Here is a 17,220-nt window from a genome sequence, read left to right as displayed (position 1 = left end):
CGAAAAGCCCGCCCCCCGTGAACCGTCCTGCGAGATCCGAGCGATAACCCGACCGTGAAGCTGTTCCGACGCGCGCACCGCCGCGCACCCTCCTACGGCCCCGACAGCGGCGATCCCCTGCTGCTGACCGCCATCGCGGCGGGCGAGGCCGAGGCGTTGGAGATCCTCCACCGCAGGCACGCGCCCTGGCTGCGGGCGCGCCTGAACTACCGCTGCTCCGACCCCGACCAGGTCGACGCCGCCCTCCAGGAGACCTTCCTGGCCGTGTGGAAGAACGCCGGCTCCTTCACCCCCAGGCCCGGCGACACCGATGCCGGGGCCTGGCTGTGGACCATCGCCATCCGCCAGCTGATATCCCAGCTGCGCAGGCGGGCCAACCGGTGGATCTCCGATATCGAGGCCGAGCCCTACGAGACCATCGGGGACGCCTCCGCCGAGGACACCGTGCTGCTCAACATCGAGCACGGCCCCCTGGGCGCGGCCCTGCACACCCTGTCCCCGGAGCTGCGGGCCGCCATACAGGCGACCGTGCTGGACGGGCTCACCGTGCGGGAGGCCGCACAGATTCTCCAGATCCCCGAAGGCACCGTGAAGACACGGGTGATGCGCGCCAAGGCGCGCCTGCGGGAGGCATTGACGTCATGAGCGGTTGGCACCTGACCCCGGCCCAGGCCCACGACTACGCGGCCCGGAGAAGCGACGAGATCACCGCGATGTCGGTGGAGGCCCACCTGATGCACTGCGCGCCCTGCCGGTCCCTGCTGCCGGCCGACGAGCCGTGGCTGGCCGACAGCTGGTCCTCGCTGCGCGACGTCGTCGACCGGCCCCGGCGCGGCCCGGTCGAGACCCTGCTGGCCTCCGTCGGCCTGCGCGCGGAGACCGCCAAGCTCCTCGCCGCCACCCCGCGGCTCTACCAGGCCTGGCTCGGCTCCACGGTGGTGGTCCTGGCCGCCGCCCTGATCGCCGCGCACGTCATGCCGCGCGGCTCCCTGATGTTCGTCTTCCTCGCACCGGTGGTTCCGCTGGTCGGCGTGGCCCTGGCCTACGGGCGCGGGGTCGACCCGGCGCACGCCCTGGCCTCGGTGACGCCCATGGCCGGGCAGCGGCTGCTGTTCCTCCGCACCTGCTCGGTCCTGGTCCCGGCGCTGCTGCTGTGCACCGGGGCCGCGCTGATGCTGCCCTACACCGCCACCGCCTGGGACGCCGTCTTCTGGCTGCTGCCCTCCCTGACCCTGGTCGCGGGCTCGCTCCTGCTCGGCCGCTGGATCCACCTGAGTGCGGCCTCCGGGATCGTGGGAGTGCTGTGGCTGGCGATCCTGGCACTGGTGTCCCTGTCCGGGCAGACGGTCCCCGTCGGGGTGTTCGCCCCCCAGGCCCAGCTGTGGTGGGGCGTGGCCCTGACCGCGATGGTCGGCCTGCTGCTGCTCCGGGTGAGGGTGGCATGACCACCACCCTCACCGGCCGAGTGCAGCTGCGCGGGGTCACCCGCAGCTACGGCACCCGGACCGCCCTGGACGGGGTGGACCTGGAGCTGGGCCCCGGGGTGACCGGCCTGCTGGGCCGCAACGGCGCCGGGAAGACCACCCTGATGCGCTGCCTGGCCACCGACCTGGACGCCACCTCCGGGCAGGTGCGCCTGCTCGGCCTGGACCCGGCCCGGGCCGCCGAGCGCACCGACATCCGCAGGCGGCTGGGCTACCTGCCGCAGAACCCCGACTTCTACCCGCACTTCACCGCGTTCGCCCTGCTCGACTACATGGCCGTGCTCAAGGAGCTGGGCGGGCGCCGGGCCCGGCACGACGAGGTGCGCCGGGTGCTGCGCCAGGTCGGGCTGTACGACCGGCGGCACAGCCGGGTGCGCCGCCTGTCGGGCGGCATGCGCCAGCGCCTGGCGCTGGCCTCGTCCCTGATGGGCGACCCCGAGCTGCTGCTGCTCGACGAACCGACGGTGGGGCTGGACCCCGAGCAGCGCATCCGGTTCCGCAACCTGGTCTCCCGGCTGGCCGTGGACAGCACCGTGGTGCTGTCCACCCACCAGATCGAGGACGTGGCCGCGCTGTGCGGGCACATCGTGTGCCTGGACGGGGGCCGGGTCGTGTTCGACGGCGCGCCCGGAGACCTGGTGGCGCGCGCCCGCGGGTACGTGTGGGAGGGCGTGGGCGACCCTGGGTCCGGCCTGACCTCCTGGCGGCTGCCCGACGGACGCCACCGGGTCCTGACGCCGGGCTCGGCGCGGCCGCCCGGGACGGCCTTCACTCCGGTGGAGCCCACCCTGGAGGACGCCTACCTGCTGCTGGTCGGCCTGACCGGGGAGCCGCCCGCGGAGGTGCGGCGGTGAGGCGCACCGTCACCTTCGCCCGGCTGACCCTGTTCAACATGCTCCGGCTGCTGCGCGGGCCGTTCCTGCTGCCCGGCACGGCGCTGTACCTCGCCTACTTCGGATGGACGGGCTCCTACCCCGGCCAGTCGGTGGACACCTGGTACTCCGACGTGTCCGTGTCGGGCCTGTTCGTCGCCGCGCTCGGGTTCGCCGCCGTGACCCCCTCCGCCGTGCGCGAGGCCCGCCACCCCGTGGTCTCCACGACCCCGCTGGGCCGCACCGGCAGGGTCCTGTCCCTGGCACTGGCCGCGGTGCCCCTGCTGTGGGCGGCCCTGGGCGGGCTGGCGGTGTGGCTGTGGGTGGCGGCCGAGCCCCTGCCCCCCGCCGGGATCCTCAGCCCGTTCGCGCTGCCGGTGCCCTTCCTGGTGGCGGCGGCCGGGCCGCTCGGGTCGCTGCTCCTGGTCCTGTGGACCAGGTCGTACCTGCCGCTGATCATCCTCGCGCTCAGCCTGCCGCTGTACCTGGTCTACAACGGCATCATGCTGTCGGAGCGGCTCAACAACGCCGTGTCGCGCGCGTCGATGGCCCTGCAGCGGGTCGCCGGCCCCTTCCCCGACTTCTCGGTGTCCCTGACCCAGGTGACGCTGTACTCGCTGGCCTACACGTGCCTGGCGCTGGCGACGCTGGTGGTGCTGGTGGTGGGCGCCCGGCACCGGGTCCGGCGGGTCCTGGTCTCCTCCTCGGTCGCCGCCGTCCTGCTGGGGGCCATGGCCGCGGGGGTCGCCGTGCACGGCAACAGGGCGATGTGGGGCGACGGGGAGCTCCCCCGGGCGTACGGTGACGACGAGGTCCACGGGACGTCGGGCCCCTGGCCCTGCCGGGAGGTCGAGGGCGTGACCTACTGCCCGCTCCCCGGCTACGACTCCTGGGTCACCTCCTGGCACGAGACCCTGGACCCGATCCTGGACGAGCTGCCCGAGGCGGCACGGGCCGACGCACCGGTGGTGTGGCAGGACGGGCACTGGTACACCCGCGACTTCGAGGTCTCAGGGCCCGCCATCGTCGTCCACGAGTACATGGACCCGGAGCTTCGGCCCTGGCAGTCCTACTTCTACTCGGCGTTCGCCCGCAGGACGCTGGGGATGTCCACCGGTGAGCCCGACCCCTACGGGACGGACGACTGCCGGGGCACCGGCCAGGCCCGCAGCTCCGTGGTCGTGTGGGCCGTGGAACGCATCGTGGCCTCCCACATCCCCGAGGACCCCTTCATGCGGACCGACGCGGTGGCGACCGCCATGTCGGACATGGCCCCCTCCCCCGCCGACCTGGTGCTGGGCCGGGAGATCGTCTCGGCACCCCCGGAACGGGTGGGCGCGGTGCTGGAGGAGCACTGGGACCGGATCTCGTCCGGCGCGATGGACACCGCGGAACTGGCCGCGCTGCTGGACATCCGGGTCCCCGGCGAGCAGACGCGGATCGCCGACGCCGCCGAATGGGACGCGGCGTTCTCCGACATGCCCCCGGACATGTACGAGACCTGGAACCCGGGCCTGCCGCTGTGCCCGGTCGGCCCCTGACCCCGCACCGGCCCGGGAACACCGTTACCCGGGCCGGTGCGCGCTTTCCCGTCGCTTTGCCGGCCGGTACCTAGACTCGCGATCATCCATGCTTTCCCGGCCGCGCGCCGGGTCTCCCGCGAGGTGGGCATCCGTTGAGTCTTCGCCGTACCGCCGCCTGCGCGGCCGTCCTGGGACTGGCCGCCGCGCCCGCAACGATCGCACCCGCCCTCGCCGCGCCGGCGTTCCCGGCGACCGCGAGCGCAACCCTGGTGGGCCTGGCCGCGGCCCCCGGCGCGGGCGGCGGCACCGAGGGGCTGTGGGGCACCGTCTACGTCAGCTCCGAGGTCGGCGAGGAGCGGCTCCAGGCCGACACCTCCGGCGATCCGGGCGGGCTGCTCGAACCGGTGTCGGCGGTGGGGCCCACGCAGGCGACGGTCAACACCACCGCCCGGGAAGGCGGGCGGGCCGAGGCCGTCGCCGAACTGGGCGGGCTCACCCTGTCCCTGCCCGGCATCGCCCTGCCGGCCGTCGAGGTCGGGCCGCTGCGCAACATGCTCACCTGCGACTTCTCCGGGAACCTGGAATGGGAGCGCGGCCCGGACTCCGAGCGGGTCGTCACCGTGTTCGGAACGCCGCTCACCCCCTCCGACGGCGAGGCAGCCGAGGACGTCGAACTGCCCGACGGGCGCACCGCCGAGGTCACGGTGGTCGACCACGCCCCGGACCGGGACGACTCCGGGCGGGGGCGGATGTACACCGGTGTCACCGCGACCGTCGACGGCGACGAGCTGTTCGACCTGACGATGGCGGCCGTGTCGGTGGAGTGCCCCACCGACGGCGGCGGCACCGCGGACGCCCCGACCGCCGGGGAGTCCGGGGAACCGTCGGCCCCGGCGGACGCCCCGACCGGGCGGGAGGACGCGCCCCCGGCCCCGGCGACGCCCGCGCCGGGAGGGAACGACCCCGACGAGGGGACCGATCCGCCCGCGCGGACGCCGGAGCCCACTCCGACCCCCGCCCCGGCCGCCGACGACGGGGACTCCGGGCGGGGAGGCCTGCCCATCACCGGCGCCGCGCTCGCCGGCCTGGTCACCGCCGGGGTGCTGGCGGTCGGCGGCGGCGCGACCGCCCTGTACCTGGCCCGCCGTCGCTCCCGCGGCCCCCACGACACCCCGGGCCCCCAGGACCCGGCCTGACCCCGTCCCCCCCGGGGGCGGTCAGGGGGCGAAGTCCGCGACGAAGCGCTCCTGACGGCGGGTCTCGACGGCGTGCGGGGAGTAGTACTCGCGCACGTAGGCCACGGCCTCCCCCGGGGGCACGCCGTCGAGGACGGCCAGGCAGGACAGGGCGGTCCCGGTGCGGCCGCGGCCGCCCAGGCAGGCGAACTCCACCCGCTCGTCGGCCGCGCGCTCCAGGGCCCCGGCCAGTTCACCGGCCAGGGCCGCGGGATCGGCGGGCAGCCGGAAGTCCGGCCAGCGCACCCACCGGGACTCCCAGGGGACCGGTGCGGGGGCCCTGCCCAGCAGGTAGACCCCCAGGTCGGGCATCGGGCCCTCCGGCAGGGGCAGCGCGAGCGGGCGCCCCCGGACCAGGCGGCCCGAGGGCAGGCGCAGGACTCCCGCGGCGTCGGGGTGCCAGGTGGTGGTCATCCGGTGAGGCTAGCCGCCCCTCCCCCTCCGTGCCCAGGGGCGGACTCAGTCCTCGACGGTGACGTCGACCTTGTCGGGATAGAAGGCGGCGTGTCCGGCGATCCCGGCGACCGCCGGATGGGGGTCCTCGTAGACCCACAGGGCGTCGACGAGCTCGACCCCGTCGACGGCGATCGTCCGGTAGGTGGCGGTGCCCTTGTAGGGGCAGTAGGTGGTGGTCGGGGCCGGGCGCAGCACCGCCGGGTCCACGTCGGCGAGCGGGATGTAGTGCACCGGCGGGTAGGAGGCCTCCCGCAGCGTCAGCGCGGCCGTCGTGTCGGCGACGACGCGGCCGCCGACCCGCGCGACCACGCGCGCGCCGGTGGGCTCGATGGTGATGGGGTGGTCGGGTCCGGGGACCCTGCCCTGTCCTGTCATGTGGTCCTCCCTCTCGCCGCAGAGACTACCCCGCGGACCGCTCGCGCACCGGTCGGCGGGAGAGCGACCTCCGGCGGGTCGCCGGTGCGGTGTCGCCCGTTCCGGGAGGCGCCGACCTAGGCTGGGGGCATGAGCGATCTGCCCGCGAGCTGTGACGTCGTGATCATCGGAGCCGGGGTGGCCGGACTGGTCGCCGCGGCCGACCTGGTGGAGCGGGGCCTCGATGTCACCGTGGTCGAAGCGGAGGCGGGCGTCGGGGGGCGCGTCCGCAGCACGGTCCGGGACGGCTACGTCCTGGACCGCGGCTTCCAGGTGCTCAACACCGCTTATCCGGCGGTCCGCCGCCGCCTGGACCTGGACGCCCTCGCCCTGCGCGCGTTCCCCAAAGGTATGGCGGTGCGCACCGACCGCGGCCTCCTGCGGCTGGAGGCGTCGCCCCCGGGTGCGCTGTCGGCCCTGTCCCTGCTGTCCGGGGCGGAGGTGCGCCCCTCCGACCTCCTGCGCCTGCTGCGCCTGGTCGGGTCGGACGCGCTGGAGCCGGCCGACCGGATCAAGCGGCGCCCGGAGACCGACACCCTCACGGCCCTGCGCCGGAGCGGCCTGGGGGCGCGGGCCGTGAACACCCTGGTGCGCCCCTTCCTGAGCGGCGTCTTCCTCGACCCGTCCCTGGGAACGTCCAGCCGGGTCAACGACCTGGTCTGGCGCAGCTTCGCCCGCGGACGGCTGACCGTGCCGGAGGCGGGTGTCCAGGCCGTGGCCGACCAGCTCGCGGCGCGGGCCCGGGACGCGCGCATCCTTCTGGGGGAGAAGGCGCGCGAGGTCTCCGCCGGGACGGTGCGGACGGACGGCGGCACCGTGCGGGCCAGGGCCGTCATGGTCGCCGTCGGACCGGGTGCCGTACCGCGCCTCCTGCCCCGGCTGCCCGCACCGGTCCTGCGGCCCGCCACCACCTACTTCCACTCCCGGCCCGCGCTGGAGCGGGAGGACCCGCTGCTGCACGTGGACGGACGTTCCGGACAGCACGGGACCCGGCTCAGCAGCGTCATGGTGATGACGGCGACCGCCCCGTCCTACGCGCCGCCCGGACGGGCCCTGATCGCCTCCTCGACGGTGGGCCCCGACCGGCCCGGCGAGGACGCGGTCCGCGCCGAGGCGGCCCGGATCCTGGGGACGGACGCCGAAGGGTGGGAGCACGTGGAGACCGTGCACATACCGGACGCGCTGCCCGCGGCCCCGCCGCCGATGGGCGACCTGCGCCGCCCCGTCCGCCTGGAGAAAGGCCTCTACGTGGCAGGGGACCACCGCGACACGCCCTCCCTCCAGGGGGCGATGGTGAGCGGGGAGCGGGCGGCCGCCGCGGTCCTGGCCGACCTCGGCGCGCGCTGACGCCGGCGGGGCCGGCCACCGGGGGTGCGCCGGACCTGGGGGTACGGCGGCCTGGTTCCGACGGAGGAACGCGCCCAAGCTGATGGTGCGGCAGCCGCCCGGCGCCCTCCGGCGCCCGACCGGCCCGTGGTCGCGCGCTTCGCGCACGGCCCACCGACCCACCACTCCTCCGGAGAACCGACAATGAGCAACACCGACACGGGCATCGCGGGCTGGAACTCCAGGGCCCTCGACGAGATCCTCTCGAACGAGGCGGGACGCCCCGTCCTGTTCACCAACGCCCGCATCCTGACGATGGACCCGCTGATCGGGACCATGACCGGTGCCGACATCCTGTTCGTCGGCCCCCTGATCGTGGCGGTCGGCCCGTCCCTGTTCACCGCGGCCGAGGACGACAACGCCATCGTGGTCGACTCCACTGGTATGACCATCGTCCCCGCCGTCATGGACGCCGTCGCGCTGGCCGGCGGCCGCGGCGAGCGCTCGGAGCACGTCGCGACCCTGGCCCCGGGCAACGCCAGCGACCTGCTGGTGGTGCCCGACGAACTCGCCGCCGACGTGCCGAGCGCCCTGGCCGCGCTCGTATCCCGGCCGGAGCAGGTCCGCGCCCTGATCGCTGCCGGACGTCCCGTGCTGTGGGGCGGCGGCGACGCACCGGGCCGGGCCACCGCGCCCGTCCTGGGCATCCCGGCCTCCCCGGACCTGACGGGCAGCCCGCGGGTCGGCGTCTGGATCGACCAGGACGACTTCCTGCACCAGGAGCTCACCGCAGACGGCCGCTACGACGAGACCCGGGGCGGTCGGCCACACGCCTATCAGGGCCGGTACTGGATCGACGGCGACCGGATCGACTACCTCGACGACCTCGGCTTCTGGGCCGTGGGGTACTTCCGCGGCGACGAACTGCACCACGTCGGCTACATCATGCAGCTGGGCTGATCCCCGGAACGTGTCCCGGCCCCCTGCCGGGACACGGCCGTTCCCCGCCCCGGCGGCACCCGCACGGCAAGGGGGGTACCGCGCGCTCCCGCGCGCGGTACCCCCGGAGGTGTCGGTCCGGTTCAGACGAGCCGGGCCGAGAGCGTGACCTTCGTGCCGGTCAGGGCCTTGCTGACCGGGCAGTTCTCCTTGGCGTCCTCCGCGGCGAGGACGAACGCACCGTCGTCGATGCCGGCGACGGTGCCCTCGACGGTGAGATGGATGCCGGTGATGCCCTCGCCGGGCTGGAACATCACCTCGGCGGAGGTCACGAGCCTGGTCGGCGGGGTGCCCGCCTCCCCGAGGCCGTGCGACAGCGCCATGGAGAAGCAGCTGGAGTGGGCCGCGGCGATCAGCTCTTCCGGGCTGGTCCTTCCGTTCGCCGACTCGGCGCGCGAGGGCCACGTCACCGGCTGGTCACCGATGGCGGAGGAGTCGAAGGCGACGGTGCCGCTGCCGCTGCCGTTGAGCAGGCCGCCTTCCCACACGGTGCTTGCTGAGCGCTTGGTTGCCACGGTGGTTCCTTTTCTCTTGCGGTGTACAGGGGAGAGCGAGGGGAGCCCGGCGGCCCGTGCGGCCGACCGTTCCATACGGACCGCACGCGGTCCGGTGACCGGGCCCGCGCTCCGCCTCCGCAGATCCTGCTGGAGGACCGACCGACGCGCATCGGCTGATCGACCTATTGCGGGAACGGGGCCGCCCTGGTAGCGGTTTTGGCACGGGCCCCCGGGCGGCCGGTGTCCCCGGCGGGGGGATCAGTCCTCCCGGTCTCCGGGGCTGGCGGTCACCGCCAGCGAGCCGAGCAGGCGGAGCGCGTCCGCGGTCGGTCCGCCCTCCTGGGCGTGGTACACGATCAGCTGCTGCCCGGGGGCGGAGCGCACGTCGAAGGTCTGCATGTGCAGAGTGAGCTCGCCGACGTCGGGGTGCAGCAGGACCTTCGCGGCGTCGCTCTTGCCCCGCGCGTCCCGCCGCTGCCAGAGCTCGACGAATTCACGGCTGTTCTCGGAGACCGTCCGCAGCACTTCGTGGATCCGCGGGTCGTTCGGCCGTGCGCCCTCCAGGAAGCGGAATCCCGCGACCGCGTTGGCCGCAGCCTTCTCCCAGTCCGCGTGAAACGAGCGGACCGACGGTTCGAGGAACATCGTGAGCAGCACGTTCGCACCCGGTCGCAGGTGGGGGAAGACGGCCCGCCCCAGCGTGTTCACGGCCAGGACGTCGTAGGCCCTCCCCAGGAGCAGGGTCGGCGTGCGCTCCCACATCTCGGCCATGCTCAGCAGGCGGGGGTCCGCCCGCTCGATGCCGCCCTCGGGGCGCGGGGTCGGCGCCATGCCCGCGATCCGGTACAGATGCAGCCGGCCGTCGTTGTCCAGCAGCAGCGCCTCGCTCAGGGCGTCCAGAACCTGTGGCGACGGGCGCCGCTCACGGCCCTGTTCCAGGCGTAGGTAGTAGTCGACGCTGATCTGGGCCAGCATCGCGACCTCTTCACGTCGCAGGCCGGGCACACGCCGACGTCCCTGTGCGGGCAGGCCGACGTCGGACGGCGTCACCTGCGCACGCCGACTCCGCAGGTAGTCGCCCAGTTTCGAGGTGTTCATATCGCTCAGGCTAGACTCCCCGGCGTCCGGGAACCTGGCCCCGGTACACCCAGGACGGACGCGGCCTCCTCACCCCGGGCGCGCCCCACCCCGTCACGGGTGCTCGGGCCCCGCTGCCGGGGTCGGCCCGCGGTCAGGGCAGAAGCTGCTGCTCCATGGCGAAGACGGCCACCCCGGCCCGGGTCCGTCGCCCGGTCTTGTCGTAGATATGCCCGAGGTGGTGCCCCACGGTGCGGCTCGAGATGGACAGCTCGGCGCCTATCTCCCGGTTGGTCAGCCCGCGGGCGGCCAGCCGCAGCACCTCGATCTCCCGTGCCGTGAGCCCGGCCGGGCGGTGGGGTCGGGGCGGCCGTCCGCCCGCCGCCCGGAGCACGAGGTCGCAGGCGGTGCGGTCCAGGGTGCCAGAGTCCGCCTCGCGCGCCAGGTGCCCGGCGGCCTCGTCAACGGTGAAGGCGTCCCGGTGCGCCCGCGGCTCGGTCAGTGCGGCGAACACGTCGGCGGCGGCGAGGATGCGGGCGGCGGGAGGGGTGCGGGTTCCGGACTCACCGCGGTGGTAGCCGCTGCCGTCAAGGCGCTCGTGGTGGGCGGCGGCGATCGGTGCCAGCGGAGCGAGCGAGGGCACGCGCTCCAGCACGCGCTGGGTCCAGTACGTGTGCATCCTCACCCGCTCCATGTCGGCGGCGCCCAGCGGCCCGGGCCGGTCCCACACGTCGGCGGAGATCCCGGCCCGCCCAACGTCGTGGAGTAGGGCCGCGCAACGCAGCCGGTCCACCTCGTCGGCGGCGAGGCCTCCCAGTCGGCCGGCGCCCTCCGCCAGCCGCGCAACGCGCTCACTGTGCCCGACCAGCCACTTGCCCTTGAGGTCCACGAACCTGGCGAGGACCGCGCACAGGCCGGAGACCTCCCCAGCGGACACCGTGGCGTACGGAGGCGGTTCGGCGGCCACCACGGAGACAACGGCGTCGGGTTCGCAGAGCGGAGCCAGAACCTTGGCGGCGTCGGTCGCGAACGCGCGCGCCAGTGCGGGGTCGAGCTGGCCGCCGGCACGCCGGACCACCTCCGAGACGGCGGCCGGCTCGCCGCCCCTCTCGTGCGCCAGGACGGCCTGTTCGGCGACGTGGACGATCCGGGTCGCGAAGGAGAGGTCCTCACCGGAGACCCCGAGGGGAATGCCCTGGCCATCCCACCGCTCGTACACGTCGTCCAGCGCCGCAAGGGTCTGCGGCAGCACGCCGAGGCCCGAACCGAGCGCCCGGCTCGCCTCGCATCCGTTGCGCATGGCCTCCACCCCGACCGTGGGCAGCACCCGGGTCAGCGTGTCCGTCAGCCGCTGGGCCTTCTCCCGCGTCCAGCCGTCGAGCCGGAGCAGCTGTTCGACCAGGGGCACGTCGTCATCCGGGTCGAGGTGCTTCAGCGCGCCCTGGAACGCCACCTCGTCGCCGAAGACCTCCGCGAGCTCGGGGGCGAACGACGTACAACCGACCGAGCGCAGCAGTGCCGTCTCATAGACCGTCCGGCGGGTCTCCCTGTCGCACGCGAGGACGTCGCCGGCGAAGATCGTGGCGACGACGCAGGTGCGCAGGCCCTTCTCGAAGGTCATACCCGCGGCCAGGTCGGTCGTGAGGGACAGGGCCGCCAGAACCTCGGCCAACCGGATGTCTTGCACGGCCCAAGCGTAACGTTCCCTCCCCGCTGCCCCGGACGCGTCCGCGCGCCGCCCTGCACGCACGGGACGGGCCCCGGCGCCCACGGGACGAGGGGAGAGCCCCTTCCCGGGGGCCGGCCGGGGATATAGGCCGATCAGCCGATGTCCGCCGGCCCGTTTGGGGGGAGGGTTTGCCGGGGCGGGCGCGTGCTCGGCCGCAGCACCCGGAATCCCTGACCCGTGTTCCGCGTCGCAGCGGGGCACCGGAACGCGTCGGCCGTCCATCGACACGCACGGAGGCACCACATGACCACGGACCGGCACGACGAACACACCGCCACGGGGTGCGCGGTGGTGGAGGGGCTGTACGGCTCGCTCGCCCGGGGGGACGTCGCCGCACTGCTCGCGGGACTCGACGAGCAGATCGAATGGGTCGTTCCGCCGGGTCTGCACTACGGGGGCACGTACCGGGGACGCGAGGAGGTACTCAAGAACGTGTTCTCCCGTTTCGTCACCGAATGGCAGGACTTCACCGTCGCGCCCGCGGAGGTCATGGAGGCCGGGGACCGCATCGTCGCGCTCGGCCACTACAACGCCACGAGCCTGGCGACCGGGAAACCGATGCGGACCCGCTTCGTGCACGTGTGGCGGCTGCGGGACGGCGTTCCCGTGCACTTCGAGACCGTACTCGACACCCAGACCATGGTCGCCGCGATGCGAACCGGCACTCGGCGGCCGGAGGAAAGCACACGGGCACCGGCCCCGCACCTGTGAGCACCGAATCGAAAGGCACGGAACATGACTTTGTTCGAGCACGATTTCGTCGCGGCGGGTTCCGTCGAACCACCCGGGGACGACACGGGGCGCATGCTCCAGATGATGACGGGTTACTGGGTCACCCAGGTGGTGCGCACCGCGGCCGAGCTGCACGTGGCCGATCACCTGTACGGCGGCGGCGCCACAGCCGCCGAGGTGGCCGCTGCGGAGTCACTGGACCCGGACTCGACCTTCCGGTTCCTGCGGGCCTGCGCCTCTCTCGGGCTCGCCGCTTCCACGGACGGCGAACGGTTCGTCGGCACGTCCCTGCTCGACACCCTGCGCACCGACGCCCCGGGCTCCCTGCGGGACCTGGCTCTGTGGGGCGGGGCCGAGTCGCACTGGCTGCCCTGGGGGCGGTTGTCGGATGTGGTCCGCAGCGGCAGCACCCAGGCGGAGGCCGCCCTCGGCGCTCCCTTCTTCGACTGGATCACCGACATCCCCGGAGAGGCCGAGGTGTTCACCAACGCCATGACCGCCATGACGCGCGGCCTGGCCCACCGGCTGGCGGACGTGGTCCGCCTCGGGGGCACCGAGGTCGTCGTGGACGTCGGAGGCGCCGGCGGGAACCTCGTTCAGACGCTCATGCAGCGGCACCCCGGACTGACCGGGGTGGTCCTCGACCTGCCGCACGTGGCCGCCGAGGCGGACGCCTCCGCGTCGGAGCTTGGCGTCACGGACAGGTTCTCCTTCGTCGGCGGAGACTTCTTCGAGGAGGTGCCCTCCGGGGACGTCCACCTGCTGAAGTTCGTCCTGCACGACTGGGACGACGACGCCTGTGTGCGCATCCTGCGCAACTGCCGGGGATCACTCGGACCGGGCGGACGCGTGCTGGTGATGGAGCTTCTCGTGGACGAGGTGGGCACACCCGGCCTGGAGCCGCTGATGGACCTCAACATGATGGCACTGTCGACCGGGCGCGAACGCAGCCTCACCGAATTCGAGAGCCTCTTCGAGCGGGCTGGCCTGACGCTGACCGGAACGAGGTCCTCCGCGTCCCTGGTCTCCGTCCTGGAACTCGCGCCGTACCGCCCCCGCCCGAGGTGACGGGGCCGGTGAACCGAGGGAACCCGCCCGCGGCCGTCGGTCCCTCCCCCAGGCGGGAGGGACCGACGGCCGCGGCGTCCGCAGCTCAACCGGTCCGGGCGGCGGCCTCGGCCTCGGAGTCGGCGATGCCGAGGTTGGCGTAGGCGACGGGATTGGCGTACTCCCACACCTTCGCGACGCGGCCGTCGGCGACATCGATGCGGAAGATGTGGACGTTGTTGTAAACGCGCTTCTCCGCGCTGGACAGGATGTCGCCGTTCGCCTGCAGGAATACCGAGCGGGCGTCCTCGCCGACGGTCCAGACCTTGTCCGGGGAGGCGACGTGGTCGAACTCCGCCGCGACCGACTCGACGTAGACGAGCACGGCGGCCGGGCCGTCGAAGACGTACCAGGGCTCCGGGGTACCCGCGATCGACAGCGGGATGACGAAGGTCGCGTCGTCCGCGAGCAGCGTCGCGACAGTGGCGGGGTCGCTGTCCTCGAACGCGGCGATGAAGGCCCGGGCGCTCCTGAGAGACTTCTGATGAGCGCTGTTCATGGTCATTCTTTCGGGTGGTGCGGTGCCGCCGCGGTCCGCGGCTGGCGGGGGAGGGGCGGCCGGAGGGGTCACCAGGGCACGGGACCGGTGGCGCCGACGAAGGCGGGGGTCGGCGTGCCGGGCCCGGCGGTGGCGGCGGCGACGATCGCCGCGGCGCCCTCCTCCACGCTCTGGGTGCCCTGGTGGCCGTTCAGGTCGGTCGCGGTGAACCCGGGGTCGACCGACACCACTCTGATCCGCGCGAGGGATTGCGCGTAGACGGCGGTCAGCATGTTCAGCGCAGCCTTGGAGGAGTTGTAGGCCAGCAGCGGCGCCCACGCCGGGAGCAGATCGGCGTGCGCGGCCGGGTCGGCGTTGATCGCCAGCGAGCCGAGGGCGCTGGAGACGTTCACGACCGCGGGCCGCTCCGCCTTCCGGAGCAGTGGCAGGAAGGCGCGGGTGGTGCGCACGGCGCCGAAGACGTTGGTGTCGAAGACGTGCCGAAGGTCCCCGGCGGTCAGCTCGTCGGCCGGGCCGGCCGGGCCGGCGATGCCCGCATTGTTGACCAGGACGTCGACCCTGCCCACCTCGGCGCGCACCTGGGCGGCGGCCGCGGCGACGGACGCGTCGTCGGTGATGTCGATCAGAAGCGGACGTGCGCGGAGGGCATCGGCGGCCCGTTCGCCGCGGTCGGCGTCACGGGCTCCAGCGTAGACGGTGTGGCCCGCCTCGATGAGGCGGCGGGCCGTTTCGAATCCGAGGCCCTTGTTGGCCCCGGCGATCACGGTGACTGTTGTCATGGTTCCCAGCCTGCCCGGCTCCGGGCAGGACAGGGAGAGCCCTCCCCAACGGGGGGTCCACCGGTACCAGGCTGTTCCGGCGGGGGCGGAGGACAATGGAGGCATGAACGACGACCCCGTGGCCCTCGGCCGGGCCCTGCGCCACTGGCGCGACCGCACCGACCCCGCAGAGCTGGGCCTTCCCCACGGCGGGGTACGCAGGGCCCCCGGGCTGCGCCGCGAAGAACTCGCCCGGCTCGCCGGACTGTCCGTCGACTACGTCGTCCGCCTGGAGCGGGGCCGCGCCACCGCCCCCTCCACGCAGGTGCTCGCCTCCCTCGCCCGCGCCCTGCGCCTGACGGAGGCCGAACGCGACCACCTCTACCTGCTGGCCGATCGGGTACCGCCCACCAGCGGCCAGGTCTCCCAGCACGTGCCGCCCAGTGTCCAGCGGTTCCTCGACCGGCTTGACGGCAGTCCGCTCAGCGTCCACGACGCCGCGTGGAACCTCATCTCCTTCAATCCCCTGTGGGCCGCCCTCATGGGCGACCCCTCCCCTTGGCGCGGCAAGGAGCGCAACATCGCCTGGCGGCACTTCACCCACCAGCCCACCCGCGTCACCCACACCCCCGAGCAGCAGGACCGCTTCGAGACCGCCCTCGTGTCCGACCTGCGTTCCTCCGCCGTCCGCTACCCCGAGGACACGGGGCTCACCGAGCTGATCAACGGCCTGCGCACCACCAGCGACCGCTTCGGCGACCTCTGGGACTCCCACTCGGTCGGCTTTCACACCACTGACAGCAAGACCGTCCACCATCCCTCCCTCGGATCGGTCACCGTCGACTGCGACACCCTCACCGTCCCCGGCAACGATCTGCGCATCGCCGTCTGCTCCCCGCCATCGGGCACCGCCACGGCCGAGCAGTTCGCCCTGCTGAACACCATCGGAACCCAGGCCCTGGGCTGACGCGCCCGGGCCCGGCAGCACACCGGTCGCGCAGCCCGCCCCCGCCCCCAACGGACAGCCTGCGGTCACGGAGCTCACCTGATCCGGCGCCTTGAGAGGGCGGGAACCTCCGGCCCCTCCGACACCTCACCCTCCTCCGCGGAGTAGGACGACATCCGGAAAACAGGTGCTAGTCGCGGGCCTCGCGGTGGCGGCGGGCCGGGTTGACCGGCTCCAGCACCGCCAGGCACTCCACGTGGTGGGTCATCGGGAAGGCGTCGAACGCCCGCAGGTCCACCAGCCGGTAACCGGCCCTGTCGAACTCGGCGAGGTCCCGTGCCAGGGTCGCCGGGTCGCACGACAGGTAGGCCACCGCACGCGGCCGGGTCCCCGCGATCGAGCGGACCACCTCGGCCCCGGCCCCGGCCCGGGGCGGGTCCAGGGCGACCACGTCGGCGTGCACGTCGGCCCACTCGCGCATCTGCGCGGCCACGTCGTGCTGCTCGATCCGCACCTGCTCCAGGTCGCGCAGGTTGTACCGGGCGTCGCGCACCGACTCGGTGCCGCCCTCCACGCCCATCGCGCGGCCCTCGGGGCCGACGGCCTCGGCCAGGGCGGCGGTGAACAGCCCCGCACCGCAGTACAGGTCCAGGGCCGTCTCCCCCGGCTTGGGGGCCAGCGCGGCCAGGATCGCGTCGGTGAAGACCCGGGCGGCCGCCGGGTGGACCTGCCAGAACCCGCCCGCGCCCACCCGGAACTCGCGCTCGCCGACGGTCTCGCGCACCCCGCGGCGGCCCCGCACCTGCTGGACGCGACCGCCCTTGAACCGGCGCAGCACGGCGCTGGAGGCCTTCAGCTCGGGCAGGGTGCCCAGCTTGGCCCCCGTGGGGGTGACCACGATCGCCCGGTCGGCGCGCTGGGCCGCGGCGACGGCCTCGACCTCGCGCACGCCCGGCCAGGGCAGCTCGGTCACGCCCAGCTCGGTGACGCCGGGGTGCGCGATGAGGCAGCGGTCCACCGGTTCGATGGCGTGGGAGCGGTGGCGGCGCAGGCCCGGGGTGCCCTCGGCGTCCACCGCGAAGCGGACCCGGGTGCGCCAGCCGAGTCCGTCGGGGGTGCCGGGCAGCTCCTCGACGACGACCTCGCGCTCGATGCCGGCGATCCGGCGCAGCTGGTCCGCGACCACCTTCGCCTTGAGGCGGCGCTGGGCCTCGGGAGCGGCGTGCTGCCAGTCGCAGCCGCCGCAGGCCCCCGGTCCGGCGAACCGGCACGGTGCCTGGACGCGGTCCGGGGAGGCGGTGAGGACCTCGACGGCGTCGGCGCGCAGCAGGTTGCTGGTGCGCTCGGTGACCCGCACCCGCACCCGCTCGCCGGGCAGCGCGTGGCGGACGAACACCACCTGCCCCTCGTGGCGCCCCACACACCACCCGCCGTGGGCGACGTCGTCGACGGTCAGCTCGAACTCGGTACCGGCACGGGTCATGGCGGATTTCCTCCGGGGATCGCGGATGTGGTGCGGCGGCGTCCACGGGGCGTCGCCCGTCGCGGGAGGAGACCGTGCCGGGG

At 73.9% G+C, this 17,220-nt stretch carries 18 protein-coding genes; 10 read left to right on the top strand and 8 right to left on the bottom strand.

Going from position 1 to position 17,220, the window contains the following annotated elements:
* Positions 1 to 54: 54 nt before the first annotated feature.
* The 5 genes from ACSUPR_RS26440 (at position 55) to ACSUPR_RS26420 (ending at position 5,075) form a co-directional block, all read left to right on the top strand.
* A complete protein-coding gene (locus ACSUPR_RS26440; protein ID WP_436887427.1) occupies positions 55 to 645 on the top strand; it encodes an RNA polymerase sigma factor in 591 nt (196 codons plus the stop codon).
* Positions 642 to 1,445: a zf-HC2 domain-containing protein gene (locus ACSUPR_RS26435; protein WP_436887426.1), complete on the top strand. Its 804-nt coding sequence runs from the start codon at positions 642 to 644 to the stop codon at positions 1,443 to 1,445. Before ACSUPR_RS26440 ends, ACSUPR_RS26435 begins: the two co-directional genes overlap by 4 nt.
* Complete coding sequence (locus ACSUPR_RS26430) at positions 1,442 to 2,338, top strand: ATP-binding cassette domain-containing protein (protein WP_436887425.1); 897 nt, start codon at positions 1,442 to 1,444, stop codon at positions 2,336 to 2,338. The genes ACSUPR_RS26435 and ACSUPR_RS26430 overlap by 4 nt, the downstream gene beginning before the upstream one ends.
* Entirely contained in the window at positions 2,335 to 3,897 is a 1,563-nt protein-coding gene (locus ACSUPR_RS26425) for a hypothetical protein (RefSeq protein WP_436887424.1), read from the top strand. The genes ACSUPR_RS26430 and ACSUPR_RS26425 overlap by 4 nt, the downstream gene beginning before the upstream one ends.
* A 134-nt stretch (positions 3,898 to 4,031) precedes the next feature.
* A complete protein-coding gene (locus tag ACSUPR_RS26420; RefSeq protein WP_436887422.1) occupies positions 4,032 to 5,075 on the top strand; it encodes a hypothetical protein in 1,044 nt (347 codons plus the stop codon).
* 21 nt (positions 5,076 to 5,096) lie between these two features.
* Here ACSUPR_RS26420 and ACSUPR_RS26415 read toward each other — a convergent pair whose 3' ends face one another.
* Both ACSUPR_RS26415 and ACSUPR_RS26410 read right to left on the bottom strand, forming a co-directional pair.
* A complete protein-coding gene (locus tag ACSUPR_RS26415; RefSeq protein WP_436887420.1) occupies positions 5,097 to 5,528 on the bottom strand; it encodes a protein-tyrosine phosphatase family protein in 432 nt (143 codons plus the stop codon).
* Between the two features lie 45 nt (positions 5,529 to 5,573).
* Positions 5,574 to 5,945: a DUF427 domain-containing protein gene (locus ACSUPR_RS26410; RefSeq protein WP_436887419.1), complete on the bottom strand. Its 372-nt coding sequence runs from the start codon at positions 5,943 to 5,945 to the stop codon at positions 5,574 to 5,576.
* 129 nt (positions 5,946 to 6,074) lie between these two features.
* Between ACSUPR_RS26410 and ACSUPR_RS26405 the strand changes: the two genes are divergently transcribed.
* Together ACSUPR_RS26405 and ACSUPR_RS26400 are read left to right on the top strand one after the other, a co-directional pair.
* Positions 6,075 to 7,331, top strand: coding sequence for an NAD(P)/FAD-dependent oxidoreductase (locus ACSUPR_RS26405; RefSeq protein ID WP_436887418.1), 1,257 nt, complete (start codon positions 6,075 to 6,077; stop codon positions 7,329 to 7,331).
* Between the two features lie 183 nt (positions 7,332 to 7,514).
* Positions 7,515 to 8,270 carry an Atu4866 domain-containing protein gene (locus ACSUPR_RS26400; protein WP_436887417.1) on the top strand — a complete coding sequence of 252 codons (756 nt, stop codon included), beginning with the start codon at positions 7,515 to 7,517 and terminating at the stop codon, positions 8,268 to 8,270.
* Between the two features lie 122 nt (positions 8,271 to 8,392).
* Here ACSUPR_RS26400 and ACSUPR_RS26395 read toward each other — a convergent pair whose 3' ends face one another.
* From ACSUPR_RS26395 to ACSUPR_RS26385, 3 genes are all read right to left on the bottom strand, one after another.
* Complete coding sequence (locus ACSUPR_RS26395; protein ID WP_436887416.1) at positions 8,393 to 8,824, bottom strand: OsmC family peroxiredoxin; 432 nt, start codon at positions 8,822 to 8,824, stop codon at positions 8,393 to 8,395.
* Between the two features lie 240 nt (positions 8,825 to 9,064).
* The gene (locus ACSUPR_RS26390; RefSeq protein WP_436887415.1) at positions 9,065 to 9,904 is read right to left on the bottom strand and encodes a helix-turn-helix transcriptional regulator; all 840 of its coding nucleotides are present in this window, start codon (positions 9,902 to 9,904) and stop codon (positions 9,065 to 9,067) included.
* Between the two features lie 133 nt (positions 9,905 to 10,037).
* Positions 10,038 to 11,570, bottom strand: a complete 1,533-nt coding sequence (locus ACSUPR_RS26385) for an HD domain-containing phosphohydrolase (RefSeq protein ID WP_436887414.1) — start codon at positions 11,568 to 11,570, stop codon at positions 10,038 to 10,040.
* 285 nt (positions 11,571 to 11,855) lie between these two features.
* Here ACSUPR_RS26385 and ACSUPR_RS26380 point away from each other — a divergent pair, with 285 nt between their 5' ends.
* Together ACSUPR_RS26380 and ACSUPR_RS26375 are read left to right on the top strand one after the other, a co-directional pair.
* Positions 11,856 to 12,323, top strand: coding sequence for a nuclear transport factor 2 family protein (locus tag ACSUPR_RS26380; protein ID WP_436887413.1), 468 nt, complete (start codon positions 11,856 to 11,858; stop codon positions 12,321 to 12,323).
* 24 nt (positions 12,324 to 12,347) lie between these two features.
* The gene (locus tag ACSUPR_RS26375) at positions 12,348 to 13,412 is read left to right on the top strand and encodes a methyltransferase (protein ID WP_436887412.1); all 1,065 of its coding nucleotides are present in this window, start codon (positions 12,348 to 12,350) and stop codon (positions 13,410 to 13,412) included.
* An 85-nt stretch (positions 13,413 to 13,497) separates the two neighbouring features.
* Here the strand turns inward: ACSUPR_RS26375 and ACSUPR_RS26370 are convergent, their stop codons facing one another.
* Entirely contained in the window at positions 13,498 to 13,950 is a 453-nt protein-coding gene (locus tag ACSUPR_RS26370; protein WP_436887411.1) for a nuclear transport factor 2 family protein, read from the bottom strand.
* 68 nt (positions 13,951 to 14,018) lie between these two features.
* Positions 14,019 to 14,729 (bottom strand): SDR family NAD(P)-dependent oxidoreductase, encoded by a 711-nt coding sequence (locus ACSUPR_RS26365; protein ID WP_436887409.1) that lies wholly within the window; start codon positions 14,727 to 14,729, stop codon positions 14,019 to 14,021.
* Positions 14,730 to 14,832: 103 nt separating this feature from the next.
* Between ACSUPR_RS26365 and ACSUPR_RS26360 the strand changes: the two genes are divergently transcribed.
* On the top strand, positions 14,833 to 15,675 hold the full coding sequence (locus tag ACSUPR_RS26360) for a helix-turn-helix transcriptional regulator (protein WP_436887407.1): 843 nt from the start codon (positions 14,833 to 14,835) through the stop codon (positions 15,673 to 15,675).
* A gap of 169 nt (positions 15,676 to 15,844) precedes the next feature.
* Here ACSUPR_RS26360 and ACSUPR_RS26355 read toward each other — a convergent pair whose 3' ends face one another.
* On the bottom strand, positions 15,845 to 17,137 hold the full coding sequence (locus tag ACSUPR_RS26355) for a class I SAM-dependent RNA methyltransferase (protein WP_436887406.1): 1,293 nt from the start codon (positions 17,135 to 17,137) through the stop codon (positions 15,845 to 15,847).
* Between the last annotated feature and the right edge of the window lie 83 nt (positions 17,138 to 17,220).

This window comes from Nocardiopsis dassonvillei (assembly GCF_964273065.1).
Lineage (GTDB): Bacteria > Actinomycetota > Actinomycetes > Streptosporangiales > Streptosporangiaceae > Nocardiopsis > Nocardiopsis dassonvillei_B.
The sequence above is the reverse complement of the archived record's forward strand: the minus strand, read 5'-3'. Positions and strand labels throughout refer to the sequence as shown.